This window comes from Xanthomonas sp. NCPPB 1132 (assembly GCF_056629235.1).
In genome coordinates, this window is the sequence record NZ_CM152819.1 from 4041990 (window position 1) to 4067594 (window position 25605).

General features: G+C 65.8%; 34 protein-coding genes. 3 read left to right on the forward strand and 31 right to left on the reverse strand.

What is annotated here, in order from left to right; all coding sequences use genetic code 11:
- Positions 1 to 62 precede the first annotated feature (62 nt).
- Positions 63 to 2228: a ricin-type beta-trefoil lectin domain protein gene (locus tag AC1G9L_RS17365; RefSeq protein WP_481069593.1), complete on the forward strand. Its 2166-nt coding sequence runs from the start codon at positions 63 to 65 to the stop codon at positions 2226 to 2228.
- 87 nt (positions 2229 to 2315) lie between these two features.
- On the opposite strand, the gene AC1G9L_RS17370 is transcribed toward AC1G9L_RS17365, so the two are convergent.
- A complete protein-coding gene (locus tag AC1G9L_RS17370; RefSeq protein ID WP_481069594.1) occupies positions 2316 to 3473 on the reverse strand; it encodes a mechanosensitive ion channel family protein in 1158 nt (385 codons plus the stop codon).
- Between the two features lie 236 nt (positions 3474 to 3709).
- On the reverse strand, positions 3710 to 5104 hold the full coding sequence (locus tag AC1G9L_RS17375) for a class II 3-deoxy-7-phosphoheptulonate synthase (protein ID WP_481069595.1): 1395 nt from the start codon (positions 5102 to 5104) through the stop codon (positions 3710 to 3712).
- 198 nt (positions 5105 to 5302) lie between these two features.
- Between AC1G9L_RS17375 and AC1G9L_RS17380 the strand changes: the two genes are divergently transcribed.
- Together AC1G9L_RS17380 and AC1G9L_RS17385 are read left to right on the forward strand one after the other, a co-directional pair.
- Positions 5303 to 7441, forward strand: coding sequence for a TonB-dependent receptor (locus AC1G9L_RS17380; RefSeq protein WP_420008998.1), 2139 nt, complete (start codon positions 5303 to 5305; stop codon positions 7439 to 7441).
- A 271-nt stretch (positions 7442 to 7712) separates the two neighbouring features.
- Positions 7713 to 8654 (forward strand): alpha/beta hydrolase family protein, encoded by a 942-nt coding sequence (locus AC1G9L_RS17385; protein ID WP_481069596.1) that lies wholly within the window; start codon positions 7713 to 7715, stop codon positions 8652 to 8654.
- 137 nt (positions 8655 to 8791) lie between these two features.
- Here the strand turns inward: AC1G9L_RS17385 and AC1G9L_RS17390 are convergent, their stop codons facing one another.
- The 29 genes from AC1G9L_RS17390 to tuf all read right to left on the reverse strand — a co-directional run bounded on the left by AC1G9L_RS17390 (position 8792) and on the right by tuf (position 25578).
- Entirely contained in the window at positions 8792 to 9304 is a 513-nt protein-coding gene (locus tag AC1G9L_RS17390) for a disulfide bond formation protein B (protein ID WP_267118846.1), read from the reverse strand.
- A 200-nt stretch (positions 9305 to 9504) separates the two neighbouring features.
- Positions 9505 to 9888, reverse strand: coding sequence for a 50S ribosomal protein L17 (rplQ, locus tag AC1G9L_RS17395; protein ID WP_010340456.1), 384 nt, complete (start codon positions 9886 to 9888; stop codon positions 9505 to 9507).
- Positions 9889 to 10088: 200 nt separating this feature from the next.
- On the reverse strand, positions 10089 to 11087 hold the full coding sequence (locus AC1G9L_RS17400) for a DNA-directed RNA polymerase subunit alpha (RefSeq protein WP_019799689.1): 999 nt from the start codon (positions 11085 to 11087) through the stop codon (positions 10089 to 10091).
- Positions 11088 to 11138: 51 nt separating this feature from the next.
- Entirely contained in the window at positions 11139 to 11768 is a 630-nt protein-coding gene (rpsD, locus tag AC1G9L_RS17405) for a 30S ribosomal protein S4 (RefSeq protein WP_010340454.1), read from the reverse strand.
- A 14-nt stretch (positions 11769 to 11782) separates the two neighbouring features.
- Positions 11783 to 12175 (reverse strand): 30S ribosomal protein S11, encoded by a 393-nt coding sequence (gene rpsK, locus AC1G9L_RS17410; RefSeq protein WP_003470632.1) that lies wholly within the window; start codon positions 12173 to 12175, stop codon positions 11783 to 11785.
- Between the two features lie 9 nt (positions 12176 to 12184).
- On the reverse strand, positions 12185 to 12541 hold the full coding sequence (gene rpsM / locus AC1G9L_RS17415) for a 30S ribosomal protein S13 (RefSeq protein WP_010340453.1): 357 nt from the start codon (positions 12539 to 12541) through the stop codon (positions 12185 to 12187).
- 339 nt (positions 12542 to 12880) lie between these two features.
- Positions 12881 to 14251 carry a preprotein translocase subunit SecY gene (gene secY, locus AC1G9L_RS17420; protein WP_010340452.1) on the reverse strand — a complete coding sequence of 457 codons (1371 nt, stop codon included), beginning with the start codon at positions 14249 to 14251 and terminating at the stop codon, positions 12881 to 12883.
- A gap of 7 nt (positions 14252 to 14258) precedes the next feature.
- Positions 14259 to 14702, reverse strand: coding sequence for a 50S ribosomal protein L15 (rplO, locus tag AC1G9L_RS17425; protein WP_010340451.1), 444 nt, complete (start codon positions 14700 to 14702; stop codon positions 14259 to 14261).
- A 6-nt stretch (positions 14703 to 14708) separates the two neighbouring features.
- Complete coding sequence (rpmD, locus tag AC1G9L_RS17430; RefSeq protein ID WP_010340450.1) at positions 14709 to 14900, reverse strand: 50S ribosomal protein L30; 192 nt, start codon at positions 14898 to 14900, stop codon at positions 14709 to 14711.
- Positions 14893 to 15438 carry a 30S ribosomal protein S5 gene (gene rpsE / locus AC1G9L_RS17435; RefSeq protein ID WP_010340449.1) on the reverse strand — a complete coding sequence of 182 codons (546 nt, stop codon included), beginning with the start codon at positions 15436 to 15438 and terminating at the stop codon, positions 14893 to 14895. The genes rpmD and rpsE overlap by 8 nt, the downstream gene beginning before the upstream one ends.
- Before the next feature lie 155 nt (positions 15439 to 15593).
- Complete coding sequence (gene rplR, locus AC1G9L_RS17440; protein ID WP_010340448.1) at positions 15594 to 15953, reverse strand: 50S ribosomal protein L18; 360 nt, start codon at positions 15951 to 15953, stop codon at positions 15594 to 15596.
- 90 nt (positions 15954 to 16043) lie between these two features.
- Positions 16044 to 16571, reverse strand: a complete 528-nt coding sequence (rplF, locus tag AC1G9L_RS17445) for a 50S ribosomal protein L6 (protein ID WP_017908703.1) — start codon at positions 16569 to 16571, stop codon at positions 16044 to 16046.
- 16 nt (positions 16572 to 16587) lie between these two features.
- Positions 16588 to 16986 (reverse strand): 30S ribosomal protein S8, encoded by a 399-nt coding sequence (gene rpsH, locus AC1G9L_RS17450; protein WP_010340446.1) that lies wholly within the window; start codon positions 16984 to 16986, stop codon positions 16588 to 16590.
- Positions 16987 to 17240: 254 nt separating this feature from the next.
- Positions 17241 to 17546, reverse strand: coding sequence for a 30S ribosomal protein S14 (gene rpsN / locus AC1G9L_RS17455; protein ID WP_010341607.1), 306 nt, complete (start codon positions 17544 to 17546; stop codon positions 17241 to 17243).
- A gap of 111 nt (positions 17547 to 17657) precedes the next feature.
- Positions 17658 to 18200 carry a 50S ribosomal protein L5 gene (gene rplE / locus AC1G9L_RS17460; RefSeq protein WP_010341606.1) on the reverse strand — a complete coding sequence of 181 codons (543 nt, stop codon included), beginning with the start codon at positions 18198 to 18200 and terminating at the stop codon, positions 17658 to 17660.
- A gap of 11 nt (positions 18201 to 18211) precedes the next feature.
- Complete coding sequence (gene rplX, locus AC1G9L_RS17465) at positions 18212 to 18529, reverse strand: 50S ribosomal protein L24 (RefSeq protein ID WP_010341604.1); 318 nt, start codon at positions 18527 to 18529, stop codon at positions 18212 to 18214.
- 15 nt (positions 18530 to 18544) lie between these two features.
- Entirely contained in the window at positions 18545 to 18913 is a 369-nt protein-coding gene (gene rplN, locus AC1G9L_RS17470; protein WP_003486699.1) for a 50S ribosomal protein L14, read from the reverse strand.
- A gap of 14 nt (positions 18914 to 18927) precedes the next feature.
- Complete coding sequence (rpsQ, locus tag AC1G9L_RS17475; protein ID WP_010341599.1) at positions 18928 to 19197, reverse strand: 30S ribosomal protein S17; 270 nt, start codon at positions 19195 to 19197, stop codon at positions 18928 to 18930.
- 11 nt (positions 19198 to 19208) lie between these two features.
- Entirely contained in the window at positions 19209 to 19394 is a 186-nt protein-coding gene (gene rpmC, locus AC1G9L_RS17480; RefSeq protein ID WP_010341597.1) for a 50S ribosomal protein L29, read from the reverse strand.
- On the reverse strand, positions 19394 to 19807 hold the full coding sequence (gene rplP, locus AC1G9L_RS17485) for a 50S ribosomal protein L16 (protein WP_003470657.1): 414 nt from the start codon (positions 19805 to 19807) through the stop codon (positions 19394 to 19396). Before rplP ends, rpmC begins: the two co-directional genes overlap by 1 nt.
- Before the next feature lie 5 nt (positions 19808 to 19812).
- A complete protein-coding gene (gene rpsC, locus AC1G9L_RS17490) occupies positions 19813 to 20547 on the reverse strand; it encodes a 30S ribosomal protein S3 (protein ID WP_010341595.1) in 735 nt (244 codons plus the stop codon).
- A gap of 17 nt (positions 20548 to 20564) precedes the next feature.
- Entirely contained in the window at positions 20565 to 20900 is a 336-nt protein-coding gene (rplV, locus tag AC1G9L_RS17495; protein WP_003470663.1) for a 50S ribosomal protein L22, read from the reverse strand.
- 12 nt (positions 20901 to 20912) lie between these two features.
- Positions 20913 to 21182, reverse strand: coding sequence for a 30S ribosomal protein S19 (rpsS, locus tag AC1G9L_RS17500; protein WP_010341594.1), 270 nt, complete (start codon positions 21180 to 21182; stop codon positions 20913 to 20915).
- A 6-nt stretch (positions 21183 to 21188) separates the two neighbouring features.
- Complete coding sequence (rplB, locus tag AC1G9L_RS17505) at positions 21189 to 22016, reverse strand: 50S ribosomal protein L2 (RefSeq protein ID WP_010341593.1); 828 nt, start codon at positions 22014 to 22016, stop codon at positions 21189 to 21191.
- Positions 22017 to 22026: 10 nt separating this feature from the next.
- Positions 22027 to 22326, reverse strand: coding sequence for a 50S ribosomal protein L23 (gene rplW, locus AC1G9L_RS17510; protein ID WP_010341592.1), 300 nt, complete (start codon positions 22324 to 22326; stop codon positions 22027 to 22029).
- Positions 22323 to 22928, reverse strand: coding sequence for a 50S ribosomal protein L4 (gene rplD, locus AC1G9L_RS17515; protein ID WP_481069597.1), 606 nt, complete (start codon positions 22926 to 22928; stop codon positions 22323 to 22325). Before rplD ends, rplW begins: the two co-directional genes overlap by 4 nt.
- Positions 22929 to 22940: 12 nt before the next feature.
- Positions 22941 to 23591, reverse strand: a complete 651-nt coding sequence (gene rplC / locus AC1G9L_RS17520) for a 50S ribosomal protein L3 (RefSeq protein WP_010341590.1) — start codon at positions 23589 to 23591, stop codon at positions 22941 to 22943.
- An 11-nt stretch (positions 23592 to 23602) separates the two neighbouring features.
- The gene (gene rpsJ / locus AC1G9L_RS17525; protein ID WP_010341589.1) at positions 23603 to 23914 is read right to left on the reverse strand and encodes a 30S ribosomal protein S10; all 312 of its coding nucleotides are present in this window, start codon (positions 23912 to 23914) and stop codon (positions 23603 to 23605) included.
- Between the two features lie 473 nt (positions 23915 to 24387).
- Positions 24388 to 25578: an elongation factor Tu gene (gene tuf, locus AC1G9L_RS17530; protein WP_043093035.1), complete on the reverse strand. Its 1191-nt coding sequence runs from the start codon at positions 25576 to 25578 to the stop codon at positions 24388 to 24390.
- Positions 25579 to 25605: the final 27 nt, after the last annotated feature.

Here is a 25605-nt window from a genome sequence, read left to right on the forward strand (position 1 = left end):
ACCCCGGAACGCGCGCCATCACCAATCGGCCGATGGCGGAGACCAACACAAGGGAATCAACGATGCGACTCGCGAACGCGATGGGTTGGAGTGTGGCGGCGTTACTTTGCGCCGGCCTGAGCGCCTGTGGCGGCGCTATCGATCAAAAACACAGCGCAGCCTCGGGCGGCATGCACGCGTCCGCTGCGGCCACCGTCGCGCAGCCAATGGCAGCCACTCAGCGCGCGTCCCTGTTCGACGCGAAGGACAGCGGCGCCCTGATCCGCTACACCAGCCGCACCCCGACCGGACACGACGGCGCGTTCGCCCTGTACCCGATCACCGTCAGCGAGGCGCATGCCATCAAGGCCAGCGTCGACGGCACGATGACATTGCCGACGCCCGACGGAAAGACCCTGCAGATCAGCTATCTGAGCCGGCGCGACGCCAAGGGCGGCATCTGGACCTGGGTCGGGCGGGTGGACGGCCAACCGGTGGGCAATGAAGCGGTCATCAGCTTCGGCAAGGACGCGGTGTTCGGGTCGCTGGGCACCATCGATGGCATGACCTACCAGCTCACCACGATCGAAGGCAAGCCCTACATCATGGCGGCCGTCAGCGCCGACCTGCATTCCGCCGGCAGCCGCACCGATGGGCGGAAGCTCGCCGATGCGGTCATCCAACTGCCCGCGGGCGACACTGCGCAGGGCTATATCGCCGGGTACAGCAGCCTGGCGCAGGTCAACGCGCAGGCGGGCAGCACCTCGACCAACACGATCGACGTGCTGCTCGGCTACACGCCCGGCTATCGCGACTACCGCGGCGGCATCACGGCGATCGACACGGTGCTCACCAATCTGGTGGAGACGGCGAACCTGTCCTTCGCCAACGCCAACATCAATGTGCGCTACCGGCTGGTTGGGACCGTGCAGGTCGACTACCCGGACAACACGCTGAACGACGGCACCCTCAACGAACTCACCGGCGTCAGCCAGGCCACCGCCGCGGCGCTGGTGCCGCTGCACGACGCGCGCGATCGCCTCGGCGCCGACATGGTCGGCCTGGTGCGGCGCTTCAATGACGCCCAGCAGAGCTGTGGTGTCGCCTGGCAATCCGGCGGCACCGATTCGCGCTGGGGCTACGCGGTGATCTCCGACGGCGTGGACGGCGGTTACTACTGCACCCGCGGCACCCTCGCCCATGAGTTCGGCCATTTGCTCGGCTCCGGCCACCAGCACGAGACCGGCCAGGAACCGGGCTTCAATTTCGGCCATCGCAGCGATACCGGCAGCTTCCACACCACAATGGCCTACGCGGTCAACGGGCAGAGCGAGATCCTGGTGTACTCGTCGCCGTCGATCACCACCTGCAACGGACAACCCTGCGGCGTACAGGACCAGGCCGACAATGCCCGCGCCTTCCTCACCACGGTGCCCAACGTCGTCCAGTACCGGCAGACCGTGGTGCCGCTGGACGATTCCAGTTCGCCCGGGCAGATCATGGGCCCATCGGGCAAATGCCTGGATGTCAGGAATGGACAGACCGGCAACGGCGCTCCCATGCAGGTCTGGGACTGCAACGGGTTTCGCCAGCAGAAGTGGTCGTTCCAACGCGGCAGCCGTAGCCTGCGCGGCGAGGGTACCGACAAGGTGCTCGACATTACCGGCGTGAGCCAAGCCAATGGTGCGCCGATCCAGCTCTACGATTCCCTGAACACCTCGAACCAGGGCTGGTACTTCACCAATGCCTCGCTCATCGCCAGCGGCGGCAAGGTCCTGGACGTGGTGGCGCTCGGGTCGGACAACGGCGCGCGGCTGCAACTCTGGGACAACCTCGGCGGCACCAACCAGCGTTGGTCGTACAACCCCTCGACCGGCGAGATCCGGGTCTCGACCGGACGCTGCCTGGACGTTGCCGGTTTCGGCACCGCCCAAGGAACGCCGGTGCAGCTCTGGGACTGCAACGGCACCAAGAACCAGACCTGGCAGCTCGGCAAGAACGGCTCGATCGTGGGTTACGGCGGCAACTGCCTGGAGGCAGCGGATACCACCCAGAACGGCGGCGCCCTGCGCATGATGGCGTGCACCGGCACAAACACGCAGGCGTGGCGCATCCGTGGCCAGATCCGCAGCGAGTTGAACGGCAAATGCCTGGACGACTCGGCCGGCGGCATCCGCAACGGCGCGACCGTGCAGATGTGGGAATGCCTGGGCAACGTCAATCAGCTCTGGGAAGTGCAGCCGAACTGACGCACTTGCCAGCCTGGCAAGGCCGTCGCCGGCACCGCATCGCGTGCCGGCGACGTGCGTTTCGCGGGACCTGCGTCGCGGCGCCTCTTACCCAGTACCGCGCTGCGCAGGAACTGGCGCAGCCGGCACGCCATCCTCCGCACCCGGCGAACGCATCGCCTCCGAATCGCTGGCGCGCACCGGCGGATGCGATAGCCGCACCGGCTCCGGCGCCACTTCCGCACGCAGCAGCGGCAAGGCGTAGGCATGCTCGCGTACCAGGAAATCCAGCATGCGCTCGCGCACGATGCAGCGCAGGTCGAAGGCATCGCCGGAGTTGCGTGCGCTGACCAGCAGGCGCACCTGGATCGTGCGCTCACTGGTGTCGGTCACCTGGGTCACGCAGACCCGGCCGTCCCAGAGCGGCTCGCTCTTGCAGATGCGCTCCAGTTCGGCGCGCACCTGTGCGATCGGCGTGCGGTAGTCCAGCCACAGGAATGCGGTGCCGAGCAGGTCGGCGCTGTTGCGCGTCCAGTTCTGGAACGGGTTCTCGATGAACCAGGTCAGCGGCACCACCATGCGCCGCTCGTCCCAGATCCGCACCACCACGTAGGAGCTGCCGATCTCCTCGATGCGGCCCCACTCGCCTTCGACGATGACCACGTCGTCGAGGCGGATCGGCTGGGTCAGCGCGATCTGCAGGCCGGCGATCAGGTTGCCGAACACCGGCTTGGCGGCGATACCGGCGACCAGGCCGATGATGCCGGCCGAGGCCAGCAAGGTGGTGCCAATCTGCCGCACCGCCGGGAAGGTCAGCAGCACGATCGAGGTGCCGACCAGGATGATCGTGCCCATCGCCACCCGCGCCAGCACCCGGGTCTGGGTCTGCACGCGGCGCGCGGTGAGGTTGTCCGCCACCTCGATCGGATGGCTGCGCAGGATCGCCGTTTCCAGCGCCGCCACGCCGCGCACCAGCAACCAGGTCGCGCAACCGATCATGCCGATGTGCAGCAGGTGCTGCAGGTCGGTCAACGCCTTCTCGTCCAGCGGCGTGGATTCAAGCGCGAAGCTGAGCATCAGCATCGGCAGCAGGAAGGCGACCGGCACGCTGATCACGCGCACGATGCGCGCACGCCGGTAGTCGCGGCCGCGCATGCGCTGGGCGATGCGCAACAGCAGCCACCAGGCCAGGAAACCGAGAATCAGTGCGGCGCCGATCGGCAGCGTATAGGCACGCCAGGGCACCCAATGAAGATCGAGGGTCAAGATGCGCTCCTGTGTCGGGGGGGAGGAGTCGCGACAGTCTGGCAGCGCGGGGATTAGCGCGATGTCGAGCGGGTCCGGCGGCGCCGGGCGACAGCCGCCATCGCGGAGGGCACCGCGCCTGTGCACGTTCCAGAAACCAGTTGCGTCCCAACCCGCGGCGCAATGTCGCAGCACAGGTCGTTGCGCACTGCCTGCGTCGACGCGCGCTGCGCGCGCTGCCGACGACACCAAGGCGATTAAGCCAGCGGCGTAGTGACGGTACGCCCGTTCTGCTTGCGCACGATCGCCATCGCGATCTCCAGCGACTGCTCGTAGTTCAGGCGCGGATCCACGCTGGAGCGGTAGGCGCGCTCGAGGTCGCGCTCGGTCAGTTCGCGCGCGCCGCCGGTGCATTCGGTGACGTCCTCGCCGGTCAGCTCCAGATGCACGCCGCCCAGCCGGGTGCCGGCCGCGGCGTGGATGTCGAACGACTGCTCCACCTCGCCCAGCACGTTCTGGTAGCGGCGGGTCTTGTAGCCGTTGCTGGTGCTCTCGGTGTTGCCGTGCATCGCATCGCACACCCACAGCACGCGGCGGCCGTCGCACTTCACCGCGTCCAGCAGCGGCGGCAGCTTCTCGGCGATCTGCGCCGCACCCATGCGATGGATGAAGGTCAGTCGACCCGGTTCGTCTTCCGGATTGAGCACGTCGATCAGGCGCAGCAACTGGTCCGGCTGCGCCGACGGCCCGACCTTGATCGCGATCGGATTGCGGATGCCGCGAAAGTACTCCACGTGCGCGCCGTCCAGCGCCGCGGTGCGCATGCCGATCCACGGATAGTGCGTGCTGAGGTTGAACCAGCCCCACTGCCGCGGCACCTCGCGGGTCAGCGCCTCCTCGTAGGGCAGCAGCAAGGCCTCGTGCGAGGTGTAGAAATCGACGCGATTGAGGTTGTACAGCTGCGCGCCGGACAGGGTCTCCATGAAGCGCACCGCATCGCCGATCGAGGCCACCATCTTCTGGTAGTCCTCGGCCAGCGGCGAATAGCCGACCCAGCTCAGGTTCCAGTACTCGGGATGGTGCAGGTCGGCGAAACCGCCGTCGATCAGCGCACGCACGAAGTTCATGGTCATCGCCGAACGCGAGTGCGCGGTGATCATGCGCCGCGGATCCGGCACCCGCGCCTGCGCGGTGAACTCCGGGCCGTTGACCACGTCGCCGCGGTAGCTGGGCAGGGTCACGCCGTCGCGGGTCTCGGTATCGGCCGAGCGCGGCTTGGCGTACTGCCCGGCATAGCGGCCGACCCGCACCACCGGCAGGCGCAGGCCGTGCACCAGCACCAGGCTCATCTGCAGCAGCACCTTGAGCCTGTTGGAAATGGTGCCGGATTCGCAATCGTTGAAGTTCTCCGCACAATCGCCGCCCTGCAGCAGGAAGCGCTTGCCCTCCTGCGCCTCGGCCAGCTGCTTCTTCAGCGCGAAGATCTCCCAGGACGTGACCAGCGGCGGCAAGTGCCGCAGTTCCGCCAGCGCGGCTTCCAGCGCCTGCGGGTCAGGATACACCGGCATCTGCAGCGCAGGCCGCTCACGCCAACTGGCAGGTGACCAGGACGGCGAGGAGGAGGCGGACACGGCGGCGGCGGACAGATTCATGAAAGGACTCCTTGGCAGTGTGCGATGTTCGCAGAGCCGGGGCGCGCCGCATAGCGCCGCACCCGGTCACGATGGCAGCGCCGCGACATGAACGGCAAGCAACACCGCGACGCCACCATGACTTCCGGCCTACGCCGGCGTTTTTGCGAAAGCACACTGTTATTAAGTAACAATTCCTTCCCTTCGGTCCGCCTCGCCATGACACCTCGCCCCCTCTCCTCCGCCATCGCCCTGGTCTTGCTGCTCGCCCCCGGCCTCGTCTTCGCCGCGGACGCCACCGACAGCACCGCTGCCGCCGAACCGACCGTCGATCTCGACCCGGTCACGGTCACCGCCAAGCTGGAAGCCGCGCGCAACGCGCTGTCGCCGGACATCGGCAGCAGCCAGTACGCGATCAGCGCCGAGGACATCGCGCGCCTGCCGCTGGGCGCCTCAACCCCGCTCAACCAGGTGCTGCTGCAGGCGCCGGGCGTGGTCCAGGATTCCTACGGCGGCGTGCACGTGCGCGGCGACCACGCCAACCTGCAGTACCGCATCAACGGCGTGATGATCCCCGAGTCGATCTCCGGCTTCGGCCAGACCCTGGACCCGCGCACGATCAAGAACATCCGCCTGCTCGATGGCGCGTTGCCGGCGCAGTTCGGCGACCGCACCGCGGCGGTGGTCGACATCACCACCAAGAACGGGGTGGAACTGGGCAACGGCGGCAGCGTCGGCATCACCGCCGGCTCCTACGGCACGCTCAACCCCAACGCCTCGTGGTGGGGCAGCGACGGCCGCTTCAGCTGGTTCGCCAGCGGCAACTACCTGCAGAACCGCATCGGCATGGAGAACCCGACCGACAGCGACAATCCGATCCACGACAAGACCCACCAGGGCAAGGGCTTCGCCGACCTCAGCTACCTGCTGAACGAGAACACCCGGCTCAGCCTGCTGGTCGGCTACGCCAACAATCGCTTCCAGATCCCCAACAACCCGGGGCAGACGCCGGCGTTCACCTACCAGGGCACCAGTACCTTCGATTCCTCCCAGCTCGACGAGAACCAGCGCGAGAACACCCGCTTCGGCACCCTGGTGCTGCAGGGCGCGCTCGGCGACACCAGCTACCAGCTATCGGCCGGCCAGCGCTACAGCAGCGTGGCCTTCTCCCCCGACATCGCCGGCGACCTGATCTTCAACGGCATCGCCTCGCAGGTGCAGCGCGCCAACCGCGCCAGCACCCTGCAGGCCGACTTCTCCACGCCGTGGGGCAGCACCCACACCCTGCGCTACGGCGTGTACGGCAACTTCGAACACGCCAACGCCAGCAACAACGCCTATGTGTTCCCGGCCAACGACGACGGCAGCCAGAGCAGCGACGTGCCGTTGTTCATTCCCGACAGCAGCCGCTTCCACGCCAGCACCTACGCGGTCTACCTGCAGGACGAATGGCAGCCGAGCGACGCCTGGACCATCAACTACGGCGTGCGTGGCGACCGCTACAAGGCCTTCGGCACCACCGAGGGCCAGCTCAGCCCGCGCCTGGGCGTGGTCTGGCACGCCAGCGACAGCACCACCCTGCACGCCGGCTATGCGCGCTACTTCACCCCGCCGGCCACCGAGCTGATCTCCACCAGCGACATCGCCCTGTACGACGGCACCACCAACCAGCAGTCGCCGAACGGCGCCTCGACCAAGCCGCTGAGCGAGCGCAGCGACTACTACGACCTGGGCATCTCGCAGATGGTCGGCGACCACCTGACCCTGGGCCTGGACACCTACTACCGCAAGGCCGACCGCCTGCAGGACGAAGGCCAGTTCGGCGCCGCCTACGTCTACTCCACCTTCAACTACCGCTACGGCCGCATCCGCGGCGCCGAGTTCAGCGCCGACTACAGCAACGGCCCGATCAACGCCTACTTCAACGCCGCCTACAGCAAGGCCATGGGCAAGCAGGTGATGACCAGTCTGTACAACTTCGACCCGGACGCGCTGGCCTACGCCAACGACCACTGGATCCACCTGGACCACGACCAGAAGCTGACCTCCTCCGGCGGCATCAACTACGCCCTGGCCGAGGACAGCCGCATCGGCGCCGACTACCTGTTCGGCAGCGGCCTGCGCACCGACGCCGACGGCGTGCCCAACGGCGGCGAGCTGCCGGCGTACTTCCAGCTCAACCTCAGCGCCGGCCACGACTTCGCCCTGGCCAGCAGCCACCCGCTGCACGCGCAACTGGCGGTGCTCAACGTGCTCGACCGCCACTACCAGTTGCGCGACGGCGGCGGCATCGGCGTATTCGCGCCGCAGTGGGCGCCGCGCCGTGGCGTCTACCTGAGCCTGCAGCAGGACTTCTGAGCAAGTGCCTGACGGCGGCCTGCGGCATGTCGATCGACGTGTGCCGCAGGCCGCAACACAGTGGACGACGGTGGTTGTGGCGGACCGATGCAGGCGCAGCGACCGCCTGGAAGCGGCTCCCGGTCGGTCGAGGGGCCGCCGCCAATCGCCGGGTAAGATGCCTCCGGACCACCCGACCAAGGCACGTCTGGCAGGACAGCGAAGCCGCGCGCCGCGTCGTGGCCGTGGGATCGCCCAGCGAAGGCAGCGCCACACGGCACGCCGATCGCACATGAACCGCCACGACGCGTTGCCACGCCCGTCCAGGCACATGCGCAACCACCCGTTCGCCGCCCTCGCGGCCACCCTCCTCGCCTGCGCTGCGCCGTTGCCGGTGCATGCCGAACGCGTCACGGACTTCCGGATGCCGGTGGTCGTGGAAGGCGTCGACTACGATCTCGCCGCACGCGTGTATCGCCCCTCGGGCCACGGTCCGTTCCCGCTGATCGTCATCCACCACGGCACGCCGGCGGACAAGCGCAAGCTCGCCGACACCCGCCTCGGCTTCGCCCGCGCCGCGCGCTGGTTCGTCGCCCGCGGCTACATGGTGGTGCTGGCGCTGCGGCCCGGCTACGGCAGCTCCAGCGGCAGCTACCTGGAAGGCGCAGGAAACTGCCACGACGTCGATTTCGTCGTCGCCGGGCACAGGATCGCTGCGGCCGAGGCGGCGATCGTCGACGCCGCCGCACGCCTGCCCGACGTGGACCCGCAGCGCATCGTCGTGGTCGGCCAGTCCGCCGGCGGCCTCGGCGCGGTGGCGCTGGCCGATGCGCCGCCGCCGGGCGTGCGCGGCGTCATCAGCTTCGCCGGCGGGCGCGGCAGCAACGGCAAGGAGGTCATCTGTGCCGGCGAGGACCGCCTGATCGAGGCGGAGAAGACCCTGGGCGCGGCCAACACGCTGCCGCAGCTGTGGCTGTACGCCGAGAACGATCACTTCTTCCGACGCGAACTGGCGCACCGCATGTATGCCGCCTACCGCGCCGGCTCGACGCCGCCGGTGAGCTTCGTCGATCTGCCGCCATTCGGCGACGACGGCCACAAGACCTTCGCCCGGGCCGATCCGTCGGTGTGGGCAACACCGGTGGCGGCGTTTCTCGCCCAGGTCCTGCCGCAGGCGGCGAAGGTGCCTGCGCAGGCCGGTCTCGCGCCAGCGACGGAGGAGCCAGCCAGGTAGGCCGGCAGGATCGCAGGGCGACCTGTACGCGACGGCAGCCAGCGCCATCCCTTCCCAGCGTAACCGCGGCACCGCCCAGCAACGCTGCCGCCAGGCGCCCGGTCAGGCCGGGCGATCGACGCGCAGCAGGTGCACGCTCAGATCAGCGTGCGCTTGCGGCTCTTGAACCCGGCATAGAGCGCGAACACGGCCAGCAGCACGAAGCAGATCAGGCACCACATCGGCATCGACAGGCCAAGGAAACGCCAGTCGATGTTGCCGCAGTCGCCGGTGCCGGTCAGCACCCGGCGCAGCACCTCGAACGGCCCCATGGTCTCGCGCAGGAAGCTCAGCGGCGGGCCACAGGACGCCATCGGATCCGGGAACAGCTGCACCGAGACGTGCTTGGTGGAGATGCCGGCACCCACGAGCGCGGCCAGGAACGCCAGGACGCCGTAGAGCTTGCGCCCGCCGGCGCTGCGCGGCCCATGCAGGGCACCGAGCAGGAACAGCACGCCCAGCGCGGCGAAGGCGATGCGCTGGAAGATGCACAGCGGGCACGGCTCGATGCCCAGCTGCAGCTGCACGAAGATCGCATAGCCCAGCAAGCCGGCGCAGATCAGAAAGCCGAGCAGGAACTGCGCGCGGAAACCCCAACGTAACGGATTCATCGGACTCGAACTCGCATCGACGATCCGCGCATTATCCGCGATCGTGCGCTCCATCACCATGCGCCCCGGCGCTTTTGCAACCGTTCGGCAGCCCGGCGACAACGGCGCTACCAATCCCGACTCCCGACTCCCCAATCCCCGCCCCAAAAGCAAAAAAGCCCGGACATGCCGGGCTTCTTGCTGCTGCAGGTGCGAACCGATTACTCGGCCACTTCCTCGGCCACGGCCGGGCGGTCGACCAGCTCGACGTACGCCATCGGCGCGTTGTCGCCGGCGCGGAAGCCGCACTTGAGGATGCGCAGGTAGCCACCCGGGCGCGCCTGGTAGCGCGGGCCCAGCGTGGTGAACAGGGTGCCCACCGCTTCCTTGTCGCGCAGGCGCGCGAAGGCCAGGCGGCGGTTGGCGACGTTGTCGACCTTGGCCAGGGTGATCAGCGGCTCGGCGACGCGGCGCAGTTCCTTGGCCTTCGGCAGGGTGGTCTTGATCAGCTCGTGCTTGATCAGCGACGCCGCCATGTTCTTGAACATCGCTTCGCGGTGGGCGCTGGTGCGGCTGAACTTGCGGCCGGATTTCTGGTGACGCATGGGTTGGGATTCCTATGGAAGAGTGGGACTGTTGGAGATCGCTGTCGCCGTCCTGGCGTTGAATGTGGACTGCGGATGGTCCGTGCCGGCCGTCCCTGACCGGGCGACGCCGCGGGCTTGGCGACCCGTCGACGTGGTGATGCGGATGAAGCGAACGACACGCGGCCGATGCCTTGCGGCACCGGCCGGATGCGCAAAACTCAGCCGAGCATGCCGTGCTGGGCGACGCCGGCCGGCGGCCAGTTCTCCAGCTTCATGCCGAGCGACAGGCCACGCTGTGCCAGCACTTCCTTGATCTCGGTGAGCGACTTCTTGCCCAGGTTCGGGGTCTTGAGCAGCTCCACTTCGGTCTTCTGGATCAGATCGCCGATGTAGTAGATGCTCTCGGCCTTCAGGCAGTTGGCCGAACGCACGGTCAGTTCCAGATCGTCGATCGGACGCAGCAGCACCGGATCCACGCCGTTGCTGGCCGGCTTGGCCGCGCCACGGTCGCGATGGGTGAAGTCGCCGAACACCGATAGCTGGTCGCTGAGGATGTCGGCGGCGGTGCGCACGGCTTCCTCGGCATCGATCGTGCCGTTGGTTTCGATGTCCAGGACCAGCTTGTCCAGATCGGTACGCTGCTCGACGCGGGCCGACTCGACCGCGTAGGCGACGCGGCGCACCGGCGAGAACGAGGCGTCCAGGACCAGGCGGCCGATGGTGCGGGTCTCTTCGTCCGGACGGCGACGCGCGGCGGCCGGCTGATAGCCGAAGCCACGCTCGATCTTCAGACGCATGTTGATCGCCGTATCCTTGGTCAGGTGGCAGATCACATGGTCGTTGTTGAGGATCTCGACGTTGTGGTCGGTCTTGATGTCGGCGGCAGTGACCGTGCCCGGACCCTGCTTGGACAGCGACAGCGTGGCGCTGTCACCGGTATGCATGCGGATGGCCACGTCCTTGAGGTTCAGCAGGACTTCCAGCACGTCCTCCTGCAGCCCTTCGACCGTGGTGTACTCGTGCAGCACGTCGTCGATCTCGACTTCGGTGATCGCGAAGCCGGGAATCGAGGACAGCAGCACGCGACGCAGGGCGTTGCCCAGCGTATGCCCATACCCGCGCTCCAAGGGCTCGATCACGACCTTGGCGCGGTTGTCGGTAAGGCGTTCGATCTGCGGCCCACGCGGGCGCAGAACCTGGTTGGCGGTAACCGTCATGTTGCGGGTTCTCCTGACGAGCCTCCGTGGACCGGAGGCTCTCCGATGTGATTACTTCGAATACAACTCGACGATCAGCGCTTCGTTGATGTCGGCAGGCAGGTCCGCACGGTCCGGCACGGCCTTGAAGATGCCGCTGAACTTCTTCGAATCGACCTCGACCCACGACGGGTTCAGGTCATGCGTTTCGGCAACGGTCAGCGCTTCCTGCACGCGAAGCTGCTTCTGCGCCTTTTCCGACAGGGCGATCGCGTCGCCGGCCTTGACCTGGTACGAGGCCAGGTTCACCGACTTGCCGTTGACCAGCACGCCACGGTGCGACACCAGCTGGCGCGCGGCCGGACGGGTGACGGCGAAGCCCATGCGGTAGACGACGTTGTCCAGGCGGGTTTCCAGCAGCTGCAGCAGGTTCTCGCCGGTGTTGCCCTTCTTGGTCGAGGCCTTCTTGTAGTAGTTGCGGAACTGACGCTCCAGCAGGCCGTAGATACGCTTGACCTTCTGCTTTTCGCGCAGCTGGGTGGCGTAGTCGGACAGCTTGCCCTTGCGGGCGGTCGCGCCGTGCTGGCCGGGCTTCTGCTCCAGCTTGCACTTGGAGTCCAGCGCACGCGCCGGGCTCTTGAGGGAAAGATCGGCGCCTTCGCGGCGCGCGAGCTTACAGGTAGGACCGATATAACGAGCCATTTCTTATCGCTCCTTTAGACGCGACGCTTCTTCGGCGGACGGCACCCGTTGTGCGGGATCGGCGTCACGTCGATGATGTTGGTGATCTTGTATCCGACGTTGTTCAACGAACGGACGGCGGACTCGCGACCCGGACCCGGGCCCTTGATGCGCACTTCCAGCGACTTCACGCCGTAGTCGAGCGCAGCGCGCCCGGCCTTCTCGGCGGCCACCTGCGCCGCGAACGGCGTGGACTTGCGCGAACCGCGGAAACCGGCGCCACCGGAGGTCGCCCAGGACAACGCATTGCCCTGACGGTCGGTGATGGTCACGATGGTGTTGTTGAACGAAGCGTGGACGTGGGCGACGCCGTCGGTGACGACGCGCTTGATCTTCTTCTTGGTCTTTGCTGCTGCGGGCTTAGCCATGTCGGTCCCTTACTTCTTGATCGCCTTGCGCGGACCCTTGCGGGTGCGGGCGTTGGTACGGGTGCGCTGACCGCGCAGGGGCAGGCCACGACGGTGACGCAGGCCGCGGTAGCAGCCCAGGTCCATCAGTCGCTTGATGGCGATGCCGATTTCGCGACGCAGGTCGCCTTCGACGATGTACTTGCCGACTTCGAGACGCAGGCGCTCGATTTCCGGCTCGGACAGGTCGCGGATCTTGGTGGTCGAGGTCACGCCTGCGGCTTCGCAGACCTTCTTCGAACGGGTACGGCCGATGCCGTAGATGCTTTGCAACCCGACCCAGACGTGCTTCTGGGCTGGCAGGTTGACGCCTGCAATACGCGCCATGACGCGGTTCTCCAACTGAGTGATGGCCCGACGGCGCACCACGGCGCCATCCGGCAGGATGGATCAAAAAGTGAACTTATAAGTCTAGCAAGGTCTCGGGTTACATGGAAGCCCGAGGAACCGCAAGGTTCCGCAAGCCCGGCATGGGGAGTGTGCCCATGCTCCGGCGCCGGACGTCGTTGACAGGGAGAAACCTCCGCCCTGCCGCCCGCGCTACTCCAGCGCAGGACCACCACGTCTCACCCGCGCACGAGACCGCTGCACGGGCCGCCCTTCAAGTCGGAAGACTGCGCCCGGGAGCCGGGGCGTCTTCGCGGAAGGATTCAAACAGTATAGCAATCAACCGCGGGCAAAACCGCCGCCGCGCGAGCCGCCCTTGAGGTTGGCCTTCTTCAACAGGCTTTCGTACTGGTGCGACATCAGGTGCGCCTGGATCTGCGCGATGAAGTCCATCACCACCACGACCGCGATCAGCAGCGAGGTGCCGCCGAAGTGGAACGAGGTGCCGAGCTGGGCACGCATCACTTCCGGCAGCAGGCACACGATCACCAGGTACACCGAACCGGCCGCGGTCAGGCGGGTCAGCACGCCGTCCACGTAATCGGCCGTGGCCTTGCCCGGACGGATGCCCGGAATCAGCGCGCCGGACTTCTTCAGGTTGTCCGCGGTTTCCTGCGAGTTGAACACCAGCGCGGTGTAGAAGAACGCGAAGCCGATGATCAGCGCAGCGAACACGATCATGTGCACCGGCTCACCCGGGCCGAGCGCATTGGCGATGCGCTGCAGCACGCTGCCGAAGGTGCTGTTGGAGGCGGCCTGGCCCGACCACATCGACAGCGTCGCCGGGAAGGCGAGGATGCTGGAGGCGAAGATCGGCGGGATCACGCCGGCCATGTTGAGCTTCAGCGGCAGGAACGAGGTCTGGTTCATGTACGCGTTGCGGCCGCCCTGGCGGCGCGCGTAATTCACCGTGATCCGCCGCTGCCCGCGCTCGACGAACACCACGAACAGGGTGAAGGCGAGGATGGTCAGCACGATCAGTAGCAGGGCGATGAAGCTCATATTGCCGTCGCGGAAGGCCTCCACGGTCTGGATCGCCGCCGCCGGCAGGCCGGCGACGATGCCGGCGAAGATGATCAGCGAGACGCCGTTGCCGATGCCGCGCTCGGTCACCTGCTCGCCCACCCACATCAGGAAGATGGTGCCGGCGGTCAACGCGATCACCGCGGTGAGCACGAAGCCCATGCCGGGGGCGTACACCACCGGCGCGCCACCCGGTGCGGTCTGGTTCTGCAGCGCCAAGGCGATACTGCCGCCCTGCACCACCGCCAGCAGCACCGCGCCGATGCGCGAATACTGGGTGATCTTGCGCCGGCCCGACTCGCCTTCCTTCTGCATCGCCTTCAGCGACGGGAAGATGTGCGTGGCCAGCTGGATCACGATCGATGCCGAGATGTACGGCATCACGTTCAGCGCGAAGATGCTGAAACGGTGCAGGGCGCCGCCCGAGAACATGTTGAACATGTCCACGATGCCGCCGCCCTGCGCCTGCATCAGCGCAAGCATGGCTTCGGGATTGACGCCCGGCACCGGCACGTAGCAGCCGATGCGGTAGACGATCAATGCGCCGATGACGAACAACAGGCGCTGGCGAAGTTCCGTGAACTTGCCGAGCCCGCCGCCGAGATTCCCCATGCCAGCCTGCGCCATCTGCGTGTTACTCCTGCACGCTGCCGCCGGCAGCTTCGATTGCCGCCTTGGCACCGGCGGTCGCGGCAACGCCCTTCAGCACGAACTTCTTGGTCAGTTCGCCCTTCAGGACCACCTTGGCCTTCTTCGCGGTGCTCGGGACCAGCTTCGCGGCACGCAGCGCGGCGAAATCGATCTCGCCGGCCGGCAGGTTGTCGAGCTGGTAGGACAGCACTTCGGCGGTGTCCTTGGCCATCTTCGAACGGAAGCCGATCTTCGGCAGACGGCGCTGCATGGGGGTCTGGCCGCCTTCGAAGCCAGCCTTGATCTTGCCGCCGCCCTTGCGCGCGAACGAACCCTTGTGGCCGCGGCCGGCGGTCTTGCCCAGGCCGGAGCCGATGCCGCGACCGACGCGGGTGCGCTCGGTGCGCGCGCCCGGCGCGGGCTTCAGATCATTCAGATGCAAAGTCATGGTCGATTACTCCTCAACCTGGACGAGGTACTGAACCTTGTTGATCAGGCCGCGCACTTGCGGGCTGTCCTTCAGTTCGCGCACATCGTTGAGCTTGTTCAGGCCCAGGGCACGCACCGACAGGCGGTGACGCGACTGGGTACCACGCAGGCCGCGCACCAGGCGCACCTTGACGGTCTTGGTGGATTCATTAGCCATGGGTCAGATCCTCCACCTTCTTGCCGCGCTTGGCCGCGATGCGGGCCGGCGACTGCATGTCTTCCAGGCCGCGCAGGGTGGCGCGCACCAGGTTGATCGGGTTGCGCGAGCCGACGGCCTTGGCCAGCACGTTCTTCACGCCCACCGCTTCCAGCACGGCGCGCATCGCGCCGCCGGCGATCACGCCGGTACCTTCCGAGGCCGGCATCATGAACACGCGCGCCGCACCGTGGCCGGACTTCACCGGGTGCCACAGGGTGCCGTTGTTCAGATCGATGTTGAGCATGCCCTTGCGCGCATACTCCATCGACTTCTGGATCGCGACCGGCACTTCGCGCGCCTTGCCGTAACCGAAGCCGATCTTGCCGTTGCCGTCGCCGACCACGGTCAGCGCGGTGAAGGTGAACTGGCGACCGCCCTTGACCGTCTTGCTGACGCGGTTGACCGCGACCAGCTTCTCGATCATGCCGTCGTCGACTTTCTCTTCGCGGTTGCGGTCGCGATCACGACCCCGCGGTGCACGCTGTTCTTCAGCCATTGTGATGTCCTTGATAGAGGAAAAGATTTACGGCTTCGTTGCCGCTTGTGGTTGTGGTCTGGAGCCGTGTTCCCCGGACGCGCGCAGAAGGCGCGCCAAGGTCCGATGCAGCCCGCATCGGCGGGACGGGCGCGGCATCGCCGCGCCCGCAAGGATCAGAACTGCAGGCCGCCTTCGCGCGCGGCGTCGGCCAGCGCCTTGATGCGGCCGTGGTAGCGGTAGCCCGAGCGGTCGAAAGCGACCTTCTCGACGCCCGCGGCCTTGGCGCGCTCGGCGATCAGCTTGCCGACCTTGGCGGCGGCGTCGCTGTTCTTGCCGTTCTTCAGGCCGTCCTTGACGTCGGCCTGCAGGGTGTTCGCCGCGGCGAGGACCTTGGAGCCGTCGGCGGTGAAGACCTGCGCGTACAGGTGCTGGCCGGTGCGCAGCACCGACAGGCGGGCGACGCCGAGCTCGCGGATGTGGGCACGGGTCGACTTGGCGCGACGCAGGCGGGCGATGTTCTTGTTGATGCTCATGGTATGTGTCCTAGGAAAGCTGAAGGGGAACAGGCTTTTGCATTGAAGAGTCCGGCCATGGAGGCCGGGCTCCTCGCAGAAGGACCTGCCTTAGGCCTTCTTGGCTTCCTTGCGAATGATGGCTTCACCGGCGTACTTCACACCCTTGCCCTTGTAGGGCTCCGGCGGACGGAAACCGCGGATCTTGGCGGCGACTTCGCCGACGCGCTGCTTGTCGGCGCCCTGCACCAGGATCTCGGTCTGGGTCGGAGCGGCCAGGGTGATGCCTTCCGGCGCGCTGAACACGATCGGGTGCGAGAAACCGAGCGCCAGGCTCAGGTCCTTGCCCTGCATCGTGGCACGGTAGCCGACGCCCACCAGCTCGAGCTTGCGCTCGAAGCCCGCGGACACGCCCTGCACCATGTTCGCCAGGATGGCGCGAACGGTGCCGGTGATGGCGATGTGCGACGGATCGTTCGCCGACAGCGTGGCGACACCGTTTTCCTGCTTGATTTCGACGCCGGCCGGCTTCGGCAGCGACAGGGTGCCCTTCGGGCCCTTGACGCTGACCTGATCGGCCTGGACGGTGAGTTCGACGCCCTTCGGGAGGGAGATCGGCTTCTTGGCTACGCGGGACATGTGAGTGCTCCTTCCCTTAGGCCACGAAGCACAGGACTTCGCCACCGACGCCGGCCTGACGGGCCTGCGCATCGGTCATGATGCCCTTGGACGTGGAAATGATGGCAACGCCCAGACCGCCGAGAACCTTCGGCAGCTCGGTCTTGCCGCGATACTGGCGCAGACCCGAACGCGAAACGCGCTTGAGCGTATCGATGACCGGACGGCCCTCGAAATACTTCAGCACGATTTCCAGTTCGGACTTGTTGTTCTCGATCGCGTTGACGCGCAGATCGCTGATGTAGCCTTCGGCCTTCAGCACTTCCGCGATCGCAACCTTGATCTTGGAGGACGGCATCTTCACCGTCGGCTTGCCAACCGCGGCCGCATTCTTGATGCGGACCAGCAGGTCGGCGATGGGATCAGTCATGCTCATGGTGTCTACCTTTGAGTGCACCGATATCCGCTTTCGCGAAAATCTTGTGTGGTGGAGCGGTGGAATGACGCAGGGGGTGAAGCGCGCAGCCGCCGGAGGAACCCGCGGCGGCTGCCATACCCGTCCCTGCCGCGAGGCAAGGAGCGGGAGTATACGACAAAAAGTCCGACTTGCGTCGGACTCATTGTCTGAACGACACGCGGGCGGCTAAACCGCCCTGCCCGGCCCCGCGGACGGGACCGGTGCCGCTGGAATTACCAGCTGGCCTTGCGCAGGCCCGGAACGTCGCCGTTCATGGTCGCCTTGCGCAGCATGTTGCGGCCCAGGCCGAACTTGCCGTACACGCCACGCGGGCGACCGGACAGTTCGCAACGGGTGCGCTGGCGGCTCGGCGACGAATCGCGCGGCAGCTTCTGCAGCTTGGTCACGGCCTCGGCCTTCTCGTCGTACGAGGCGGTGCCGGAGGCGATGATCTTCTTCAGCGCATCACGCTTGTCGGCGAACTTCTTCGCCAGCTTCTTGCGCTTGATGTCGCGGTTGACCATGGAGGTCTTTGCCATCTGTAAATCCTCGGGATTCGAGAGTGGGGATTGGAGATTTCCAGAATCCGGGATGTGACGGGCGCAGCGCCCTTCCATCCCGAATCCCGAATCCCGAATCCCGGCTGTCAATCAGTTACGGAACGGGAACTTGAACGCTTCGAGCAGCGCCTTGGCTTCGGCGTCGGTCTTGGCGGTGGTGGTGATGGCGATATCCATACCGCGGATCGCGTCGACGGCGTCGAAGTCGATTTCCGGGAAGATGATCTGCTCCTTCACGCCCATGTTGAAGTTGCCGCGGCCGTCGAACGAACGCCCCGAGACACCACGGAAGTCACGCACGCGCGGCAGCGAGATGTTGATCAGGCGGTCCAGGAACTCGTACATCTTGGCGCGACGCAGCGTGGTCTTGCAGCCGATCGGCCAGCCATCGCGGATCTTGAACGAAGCGACCGAGATGCGCGACTTGGTCACCACCGGCTTCTGGCCGGAGACCTTGGCCATGTCGGCGACGGCGTTTTCCAGGATCTTCTTGTTCGTCGCGGCTTCGCCCACGCCCATGTTCAGCGTGACCTTGACCAGCTTCGGCACTTCCATCGGATTGGTGTAACCGAACTTCTTCATCAGAGCCGGTACCACTTCTTCCTTGTAGATCTTTTCGAGACGGGAAGTCATTGTGTCATTCCTCAGGCGTCGAGCGCCTCACCGCTGGAGCGGAACACACGCAGTTTGCGTCCATCCTCCAGCACCTTGAAGCCAACGCGGTCGCCCTTGCCCGTGGCCGGGTTGAGGATCGCAACGTTGGAAATATGGATCGACGCTTCGCGCTCGACCACGCCGCCGGCGACGCCCGCCTGCGGGTTCGGCTTGGTGTGGCGCTTGACGATGTTCGCGTTGGAGACGACCACGCGGTCGCCGTCGACGCGGACGACTTCGCCCTGCTTGCCCTTGTCCTTGCCGGTGGTGACGACGACCTGGTCGCCCTTCTTGATACGGTTAGCCATGTGTATGTCCTCCGCTCACAGCACTTCGGGAGCGAGCGAGACGATCTTCATGAACTTCTCGGAACGCAGCTCGCGGGTCACAGGCCCGAAGATGCGCGTACCGATCGGCTCCTGCTTGTTGTTGAGCAACACCGCGGCGTTGCCATCGAAGCGGATCAACGAACCGTCCGGACGACGCACGCCCTTGCGGGTACGCACGACGACGGCGTCGTAGACTTCGCCCTTTTTGACCTTGCCGCGCGGGATCGCGTCCTTGACGGTGACCTTGATGATGTCGCCAATGTGCGCGTAGCGGCGCTTGGAGCCGCCGAGCACCTTGATGCACATCACTTCCTTGGCACCGGAATTGTCGGCGACGTCGAGGTAGCTCTGCATCTGGATCATGATTCAGATCTCCCTTATTCGGCCGCGCGGGTGACGATTTCCACCACCCGCCAGTTCTTGGTCTTGGACATCGGCGCAATCTCGGTCACGCGCACGACATCGCCTTCGTTGCAGGCGTTGTCGGCATCGTGGGCGTGGAGCTTGGTCGAGCGCTTGATGTACTTGCCGTACAGCGCATGCTTGACCTGACGCTCCACCAGCACGGTGACGGTCTTGTCCATCTTGTTGCTGACCACACGGCCTTCGACCGTGCGCAGCGTCTTGCTTTCGTTATTGTCGCTCATCGCGGCCATCCTTACTTCGTGCTGCCGAGCAGGTGCTTGACGCGAGCGATCTCGCGGCGCACCCGGCGGGTTTCGTGAGTCTTCGGCAGCTGCCCGGTGACCTGCTGCATGCGCAGGGCGAACTGCTCCTTGCGCAGATCGGTCAGGTGGGCCTTCAGATCGTCGGCCGACTTCTCGCGGAGTTGTTTGATGTCCATCAGCGTACCGTCCGGGTCACGAAGGTGGTGGTCACCGAAAGCTTGGCAGCGGCCAGGCGGAACGCCTCGCGCGCGACATCTTCGCCGACGCCTTCGATTTCATAGATCATGCGACCGGGCTGGATCTGCGCGACCCAGTACTCGACGTTACCCTTACCGGAGCCCATTCGCACTTCGATCGGCTTCTTGGTGATCGGCTTGTCCGGGAACACGCGGATCCACATCTTGCCGCCGCGCTTGACGTAGCGGCTGATCGAGCGGCGCGCCGCTTCGATCTGGCGCGCGGTCAACTGACCGTGCGCCGTGGCCTTCAGCCCGTACTCGCCGAAGCTGACGGCGTTTCCGCTCCACGCTAGGCCGTCGTTACGACCCTTGTGCATCTTGCGGTATTTGGTTCGCTTGGGTTGCAACATTGCCGTTACCTCGCTTCACGGGCCGGACGCGACGGACGGTCGCCACGGTCGCCGCGATCGTTACGATCGTTGCGCGGGGAATCGTCCTGCTTTTCCTGGCCAACCTGGGAGAAATCGAAGATCTCGCCCTTGTAGATCCAGACCTTGATGCCGATGATGCCGTAGGTCGTCTTGGCTTCGGCGAAGCCGTAGTCGATGTCGGCACGCAGCGTGTGCAGCGGCACGCGGCCCTCGCGGTACCACTCGGAACGGGCGATTTCCGCACCGTTCAGACGGCCGGCGACGTTGACCTTGATGCCCAGGGCACCCAGGCGCATCGCGTTGCCGACCGAGCGCTTCATCGCGCGGCGGAACATGATGCGACGCTCCAGCTGCTGCGCGATCGACTCGGCGACCAGCTGCGCATCCAGCTCCGGCTTGCGCACTTCGGTGACGTTGATGTGGGCTGGGACGCCCATCATCTCGCTCACTTCCTTGCGCAGCTTCTCGATGTCCTCACCGCGCTTGCCGATCACCACGCCCGGGCGGGCGGTGTGGATCGTCACGCGCGCGGTCTTGGCCGGACGCTCGATCAGGATCTTGCTGATGCCCGCCTGCGCCAGCTTCTTGCGCAGCATTTCGCGGACCTTGAGGTCGGCTGCCAGGTAACCGGCGAACTCAGCCTTGTTGGCGTACCACTTGGAATTCCAGTCCTTGGCGATACCCAGGCGGATTCCGATCGGATGAACTTTATGACCCATCGTCTTTTCCTTTCCGCTTACTTGGCGGCGCCCACAACCACAGTGATGTGGCTGGTGCGCTTGAGGATGCGGGTACCGCGGCCTTTCGCCCGCGCCATGAAACGCTTCAGGGTCGGACCTTCATCAACCATGATGGTCTTGACCTTCAGCTCGTCGACATCCGCGCCTTGATTGTTCTCGGCATTGGCGATCGCCGACTCCACCACCTTCTTGATCAGGTGGGCAGCCTTCTTGTCCGAGAACTTCAGCAGGTTGACCGCCCGCTCGGCGGAAAGACCACGGACCTGGTCGGCGACCAGGCGGGCCTTCTGCGGGGAGATGCGCGCGGTGCGCAGGATTGCTTTCGCTTCCATCGTCATCTCTCCTTACCGGCCCGACTTCTTGTCGCCACCGTGACCCTTGAAGGTCCGGGTGACGGCAAATTCGCCGAGCTTGTGGCCGACCATGTTCTCGTTGACCAGCACCGGAACGTGGTTCTTGCCGTTATGCACGGCGATGGTGAAACCCACCATCTCCGGCAGGATCATCGAGCGACGCGACCAGGTCTTGATCGGACGCTTGCTACCGGCCGCGGCCTCCACCTTCTTGACGAGGTGGTGATCGACGAACGGGCCCTTCTTGAGTGAACGTGCCATGGTCGATTAGCCCCTACGATCGCGGACGATGAATTGTTCGGTGCGCTTGTTATGGCGCGTCTTGTAACCCTTGGTCGGGACACCCCACGGGGTGACCGGATGCGGATTACCCTGACCGGCCTTCGCCTCACCACCACCGTGCGGGTGGTCGACCGGGTTCATGGCCGCACCGCGAACGGTCGGACGCACGCCACGCCAGCGCTTGGCGCCCGCCTTGCCCAGCTTCTCGAGGTTGTGCTCGTCGTTGCCGACTTCGCCGATGGTGGCGCGGCACTCGGACGGCACCTTGCGCATTTCGCCGGAGCGCAGACGCAGGGTGGCGTAGATGCCTTCACGCGCGACCAGCTGCACCGCGGCGCCGGCGGCACGCGCGATCTGCGCGCCCTTGCCCGGCTTCAGCTCGATCCCGTGGACGGTGGTACCGACCGGGATGTTGCGCAGCGGCAGGGTGTTGCCGGTCTTGATCGGCGCATCCGAACCCGCGATCACCTGGTCGCCGGCCTTCAGGCCCTTCGGCGCGATGATGTAGCGGCGCTCGCCGTCGGCGTAGCACAGCAGGGCGATATGGGCGGTGCGGTTGGGATCGTATTCGATCCGCTCCACGCGCGCCGGGATACCTTCCTTGTTGCGCTTGAAGTCGATGACGCGGTAGTGCTGCTTGTGGCCACCGCCGACGTGGCGGGTGGTGATGCGGCCGTGGTGGTTACGACCACCGGACTTGCTCTGCTTTTCCACCAGTGCAGCGTGCGGGGCGCCCTTGTGCAGATCGGGCGTGACCACGCGCACGGCCGAACGACGGCCTGCGGAGGTGGGCTTGAATTTCATCAATGGCATGGGATGTACCTCAGGCCTTGGCCGTTACGTCGATGGACTGGCCTTCGGCCAGACGCACGTACGCCTTGCGCCAATCGCCGCGACGACCGCTGCGCGAACGGAAGGACTTGTTCTTGCCCTTGACGTTCAACACGTTGACCGACTCGACCTTGACGTCGAACAGCTGCTCGACCGCGGCCTTGACATCGGCCTTGGTGGCTTCGTTCGAAATCTCGAAGACGTACTGATTGGAGAGTTCCTGCAGGCGCGCGGTCTTTTCGGAGACACGCGGAGCGCGCAGCACGCTGAAGATTTTTTCGTTGCTGCTCATGCCAGCCACCCCTCGACCTTCTTGACCGCATCGGCGGTGATCACGACCGTATCGGCCCCGACCAGCGACACCGGATCCAGGCCCTGCACGTCGCGCACTTCCACGTAGGGAAGATTGCGGGCGGACAGGTACAGATGCTCGGACGCTTCTTCGGTCACGATCAGCGGGCGCTTGCCCACTTCCAGACCCTTCAGCTTCTCGACCAGGCCCTTGGTCTTGCTGGCCTCGACGTCGAACGCGTCGACGACCATCAGGCGGCCCTGGCGATTCAGTTCCGAGAGGATCGCGCAGATGGCCGCGCGGTACATCTTGCGGTTGACCTTCTGCTCGAAGCTGCGCGGCTTGGCCGCGAAGGTCACGCCACCGCCGACGAAGATCGGAGCGGTCAGCGCGCCGTGGCGAGCGCCACCGCCCTTCTGCTTCTTCGACTTCTTGGTAGTGCCGTTGACTTCCGAACGCGTCTTCTGCGCCTTGGTGCCGGCGCGGCCGGCGTTGCGATAGGCGACGACGACCTGGTGAACCAGATCCTCGCTGAAATCGCGGCCGAACACGGCGTCAGAGACCGAGACCTTGTTGTTGCTACCCGTGATAACGAGTTCCATCGCCATCTCTCCTTATGCCTTGCTAGCCGGACGCACGATCACGTCGCCACCGGCAGCGCCAGGCACAGCGCCGCGAATGGCGATCAGGCCACGCTCGACGTCGACCTTGACCACTTCCAGATTCTGCGTGCTCTGCTGCACCGCGCCCATGTGGCCGGACATCTTCTTGCCCGGGAAAACGCGACCCGGGGTCTGGCGCTGACCCAGCGAACCCGGCGCGCGATGCGACAGCGAGTTACCGTGGGTGGCATCGCCCATGCGGAAGTTGTGCCGCTTGATGGTGCCCTGGAAGCCCTTACCCTTGGTGACGCCCTGGACGTCGACCTTCTGGCCGACGGCGAAGATGTCCGCCTTGATTTCGCCGCCGACGGCGAACTCGCCCAGCTGCGCGTCCTCGACGCGGAACTCCCACAGGCCGCGACCCGCTTCGACCTTCGCCTTGGCGAAATGGCCGGACGCCGGCTTGTTGACCAGCGCGGCGCGACGGGCGCCCACGGTGATCTGCACGGCGCTGTAGCCGTCGGCTTCGACAGTCTTGAGCTGGGTGATGCGGTTCGGGGTCGCTTCGATCAGGGTGACCGGGATGGAGCGGCCGTCTTCGGTGAAGACGCGGCTCATGCCGGCCTTGCGGCCCACGAAGCCCAACGAATACTTCTTCGTCATGGTCGTAGTCCTCAGGTCAACTTGATCTGGACATCGACGCCAGCCGCGAGTTCGAGCTTCATCAGCGCGTCCACGGTCTTGTCGTTGGGGTCGACGATGTCGAGCACGCGCTTGTGCGTGCGGGTCTCGTACTGGTCACGCGCGTCCTTGTCGACGTGCGGGGAAACGAGGATGGTGTAGCGTTCGATCTTGGTCGGCAGCGGGATCGGGCCACGCACTTGCGCGCCGGTCCGCTTGGCCGTCTCGACGATCTCGCTGGCCGAACGGTCGATCAAACGATGATCGAACGCTTTCAGCCGAATCCGGATCTTTTGGTCCGCCATGACGGTGGGTTCCTTCGTTAAAAGAGCGACGGGCAAGGCCTCTGGGATACCTGCCCCGGTTGTTTCCTGATGTCGTACCGCAGAGCATCCGGCTCGGCGGGGGCATTCCTCCGCCCCAAAAACTGGGGCAGACCAGTCGACCCGGCCTGCCCAGACGGAAAAGTATAATGCGCAGCTAGAGCAACGTCAACAACCCGGGGTTGTTGAGTGCTCCATGCGACGCGACCTTCCCGGTCCTGCGAACACGAGCGGCGTCCTGCCTCTCTTTTCGCTGTCTTACCGGCGCCCTACCCAGGAACGCCTAGCCGCGCATTATAGCGACGACTTCACGCCTCCGCAACACCGCGGCGCAGCAAATCGCAAGATTTCTGCATGGCCCGAAACGACGAAAGGCCGGCATACGCCGACCCTTCGCGATGCCGGCGACCGCAGTCGCTGGCGATGTCACCGGCGGCCTGCGCCGCCAGAGGGCATTACTTGATGATCTTGGCCACCACGCCGGCGCCGACGGTACGGCCGCCTTCGCGGATCGCGAAGCGCAGGCCTTCGTCCATCGCCACCGGGTTGATCAGCGTCACCACCATCTTGACGTTGTCGCCCGGCATCACCATTTCCACGCCTTCCGGCAGCTGCACCGCACCGGTGATGTCGGTGGTACGGAAGTAGAACTGCGGACGGTAGCCCTTGAAGAACGGGGTGTGACGGCCGCCCTCGTCCTTCGACAGCACGTACACCTCGGCTTCGAACTCGGTGTGCGGCTTGATCGAACCCGGCTTGCACAGCACCTGGCCGCGCTCCACGTCGTCACGCTTGGTGCCGCGCAGCAGCAGGCCCGCGTTGTCGCCCGCCTGGCCCTGATCCAGCAGCTTGCGGAACATTTCCACGCCGGTCACGGTGGTCTTCTGCGTCGCACGGATGCCGACGATTTCGATTTCGTCGCCCACCTTGATGATGCCGCGCTCGATACGGCCGGTCACCACGGTGCCGCGGCCGGAGATCGAGAACACGTCTTCCACCGGCATCAGGAACGGCTTGTCCACGTCGCGCTGCGGCTCCGGGATGAACGAGTCCAGCGCGTCCACCAACTTCAGGATCGCCGGCACGCCGATCTCGCTCTGGTCGCCTTCCAGCGCCAGACGGGCCGAGCCGTGGATGATCGGGGTGTCGTCGCCCGGGAAGTCGTACTTGCTCAGCAGCTCGCGCACTTCCATCTCGACCAGCTCGAGCAGCTCGGCGTCGTCGACCATGTCGGCCTTGTTCAGGAACACCACGATGTGCGGCACGCCGACCTGGCGCGACAGCAGGATGTGCTCGCGGGTCTGCGGCATCGGGCCGTCAGCGGCCGAGCACACCAGGATCGCGCCGTCCATCTGCGCCGCACCGGTGATCATGTTCTTGACGTAGTCCGCGTGACCCGGGCAATCCACGTGCGCGTAGTGGCGCGTCGGGGATTCGTATTCCACGTGGGCGGTCGAGATCGTGATGCCGCGCGCCTTCTCTTCCGGCGCCGCGTCGATCGCGTCATACGCCTTGAACTCGCCGCCGAAGCGCTCTGCGCCGATCTTGGTCAGCGCCGCGGTCAGCGTGGTCTTGCCGTGGTCGACGTGACCGATGGTGCCGACGTTGACGTGCGGCTTGGTGCGCTCGAACTTACCCTTTGCCATGTCTTCTCTACCTCGTGATTCGTATTG

Bases quoted from the DNA above. Each gene is read 5' to 3' on its own strand.
- AC1G9L_RS17385 (WP_481069596.1), top strand. From the start codon at position 7,713: ATGAACCGCCACGACGCGTTGCCACGCCCGTCCAGGCACATGCGCAAC.
- rpsJ (WP_010341589.1), bottom strand. From the start codon at position 23,914: ATGGCGGACCAAAAGATCCGGATTCGGCTGAAAGCGTTCGATCATCGT.
- AC1G9L_RS17390 (WP_267118846.1), bottom strand. From the start codon at position 9,304: ATGAATCCGTTACGTTGGGGTTTCCGCGCGCAGTTCCTGCTCGGCTTT.
- rplC (WP_010341590.1), bottom strand. From the start codon at position 23,591: ATGACGAAGAAGTATTCGTTGGGCTTCGTGGGCCGCAAGGCCGGCATG.
- rpsS (WP_010341594.1), bottom strand. From the start codon at position 21,182: ATGGCACGTTCACTCAAGAAGGGCCCGTTCGTCGATCACCACCTCGTC.
- rpmC (WP_010341597.1), bottom strand. From the start codon at position 19,394: ATGGACATCAAACAACTCCGCGAGAAGTCGGCCGACGATCTGAAGGCC.
- rplO (WP_010340451.1), bottom strand. From the start codon at position 14,702: ATGACTTTGCATCTGAATGATCTGAAGCCCGCGCCGGGCGCGCGCACC.
- rplF (WP_017908703.1), bottom strand. From the start codon at position 16,571: ATGTCCCGCGTAGCCAAGAAGCCGATCTCCCTCCCGAAGGGCGTCGAA.
- secY (WP_010340452.1), bottom strand. From the start codon at position 14,251: ATGGCGCAGGCTGGCATGGGGAATCTCGGCGGCGGGCTCGGCAAGTTC.
- AC1G9L_RS17365 (WP_481069593.1), top strand. From the start codon at position 63: ATGCGACTCGCGAACGCGATGGGTTGGAGTGTGGCGGCGTTACTTTGC.
- rplE (WP_010341606.1), bottom strand. From the start codon at position 18,200: ATGACTTCCCGTCTCGAAAAGATCTACAAGGAAGAAGTGGTACCGGCT.
- rpmD (WP_010340450.1), bottom strand. From the start codon at position 14,900: ATGGCTAATGAATCCACCAAGACCGTCAAGGTGCGCCTGGTGCGCGGC.
- rpsN (WP_010341607.1), bottom strand. From the start codon at position 17,546: ATGGCAAAGACCTCCATGGTCAACCGCGACATCAAGCGCAAGAAGCTG.
- rplD (WP_481069597.1), bottom strand. From the start codon at position 22,928: ATGGAACTCGTTATCACGGGTAGCAACAACAAGGTCTCGGTCTCTGAC.
- rplB (WP_010341593.1), bottom strand. From the start codon at position 22,016: ATGCCATTGATGAAATTCAAGCCCACCTCCGCAGGCCGTCGTTCGGCC.
- rplV (WP_003470663.1), bottom strand. From the start codon at position 20,900: ATGGAAGCGAAAGCAATCCTGCGCACCGCGCGCATCTCCCCGCAGAAG.
- rpsD (WP_010340454.1), bottom strand. From the start codon at position 11,768: ATGGCTCGTTATATCGGTCCTACCTGTAAGCTCGCGCGCCGCGAAGGC.
- rplW (WP_010341592.1), bottom strand. From the start codon at position 22,326: ATGAGCAGCAACGAAAAAATCTTCAGCGTGCTGCGCGCTCCGCGTGTC.
- rpsK (WP_003470632.1), bottom strand. From the start codon at position 12,175: ATGGCTAAGCCCGCAGCAGCAAAGACCAAGAAGAAGATCAAGCGCGTC.
- AC1G9L_RS17380 (WP_420008998.1), top strand. From the start codon at position 5,303: ATGACACCTCGCCCCCTCTCCTCCGCCATCGCCCTGGTCTTGCTGCTC.
- AC1G9L_RS17400 (WP_019799689.1), bottom strand. From the start codon at position 11,087: ATGACGGTTACCGCCAACCAGGTTCTGCGCCCGCGTGGGCCGCAGATC.
- rpsC (WP_010341595.1), bottom strand. From the start codon at position 20,547: ATGGGTCATAAAGTTCATCCGATCGGAATCCGCCTGGGTATCGCCAAG.
- rpsH (WP_010340446.1), bottom strand. From the start codon at position 16,986: ATGAGCATGACTGATCCCATCGCCGACCTGCTGGTCCGCATCAAGAAT.
- AC1G9L_RS17375 (WP_481069595.1), bottom strand. From the start codon at position 5,104: ATGAATCTGTCCGCCGCCGCCGTGTCCGCCTCCTCCTCGCCGTCCTGG.
- rplR (WP_010340448.1), bottom strand. From the start codon at position 15,953: ATGAGCATCAACAAGAACATCGCCCGCCTGCGTCGCGCCAAGTCGACC.
- tuf (WP_043093035.1), bottom strand. From the start codon at position 25,578: ATGGCAAAGGGTAAGTTCGAGCGCACCAAGCCGCACGTCAACGTCGGC.
- rplQ (WP_010340456.1), bottom strand. From the start codon at position 9,888: ATGCGTCACCAGAAATCCGGCCGCAAGTTCAGCCGCACCAGCGCCCAC.
- rpsM (WP_010340453.1), bottom strand. From the start codon at position 12,541: ATGGCGCGTATTGCAGGCGTCAACCTGCCAGCCCAGAAGCACGTCTGG.
- rplN (WP_003486699.1), bottom strand. From the start codon at position 18,913: ATGATCCAGATGCAGAGCTACCTCGACGTCGCCGACAATTCCGGTGCC.
- rplX (WP_010341604.1), bottom strand. From the start codon at position 18,529: ATGGCTAACCGTATCAAGAAGGGCGACCAGGTCGTCGTCACCACCGGC.
- rpsQ (WP_010341599.1), bottom strand. From the start codon at position 19,197: ATGAGCGACAATAACGAAAGCAAGACGCTGCGCACGGTCGAAGGCCGT.
- rplP (WP_003470657.1), bottom strand. From the start codon at position 19,807: ATGTTGCAACCCAAGCGAACCAAATACCGCAAGATGCACAAGGGTCGT.
- rpsE (WP_010340449.1), bottom strand. From the start codon at position 15,438: ATGGCTGAAGAACAGCGTGCACCGCGGGGTCGTGATCGCGACCGCAAC.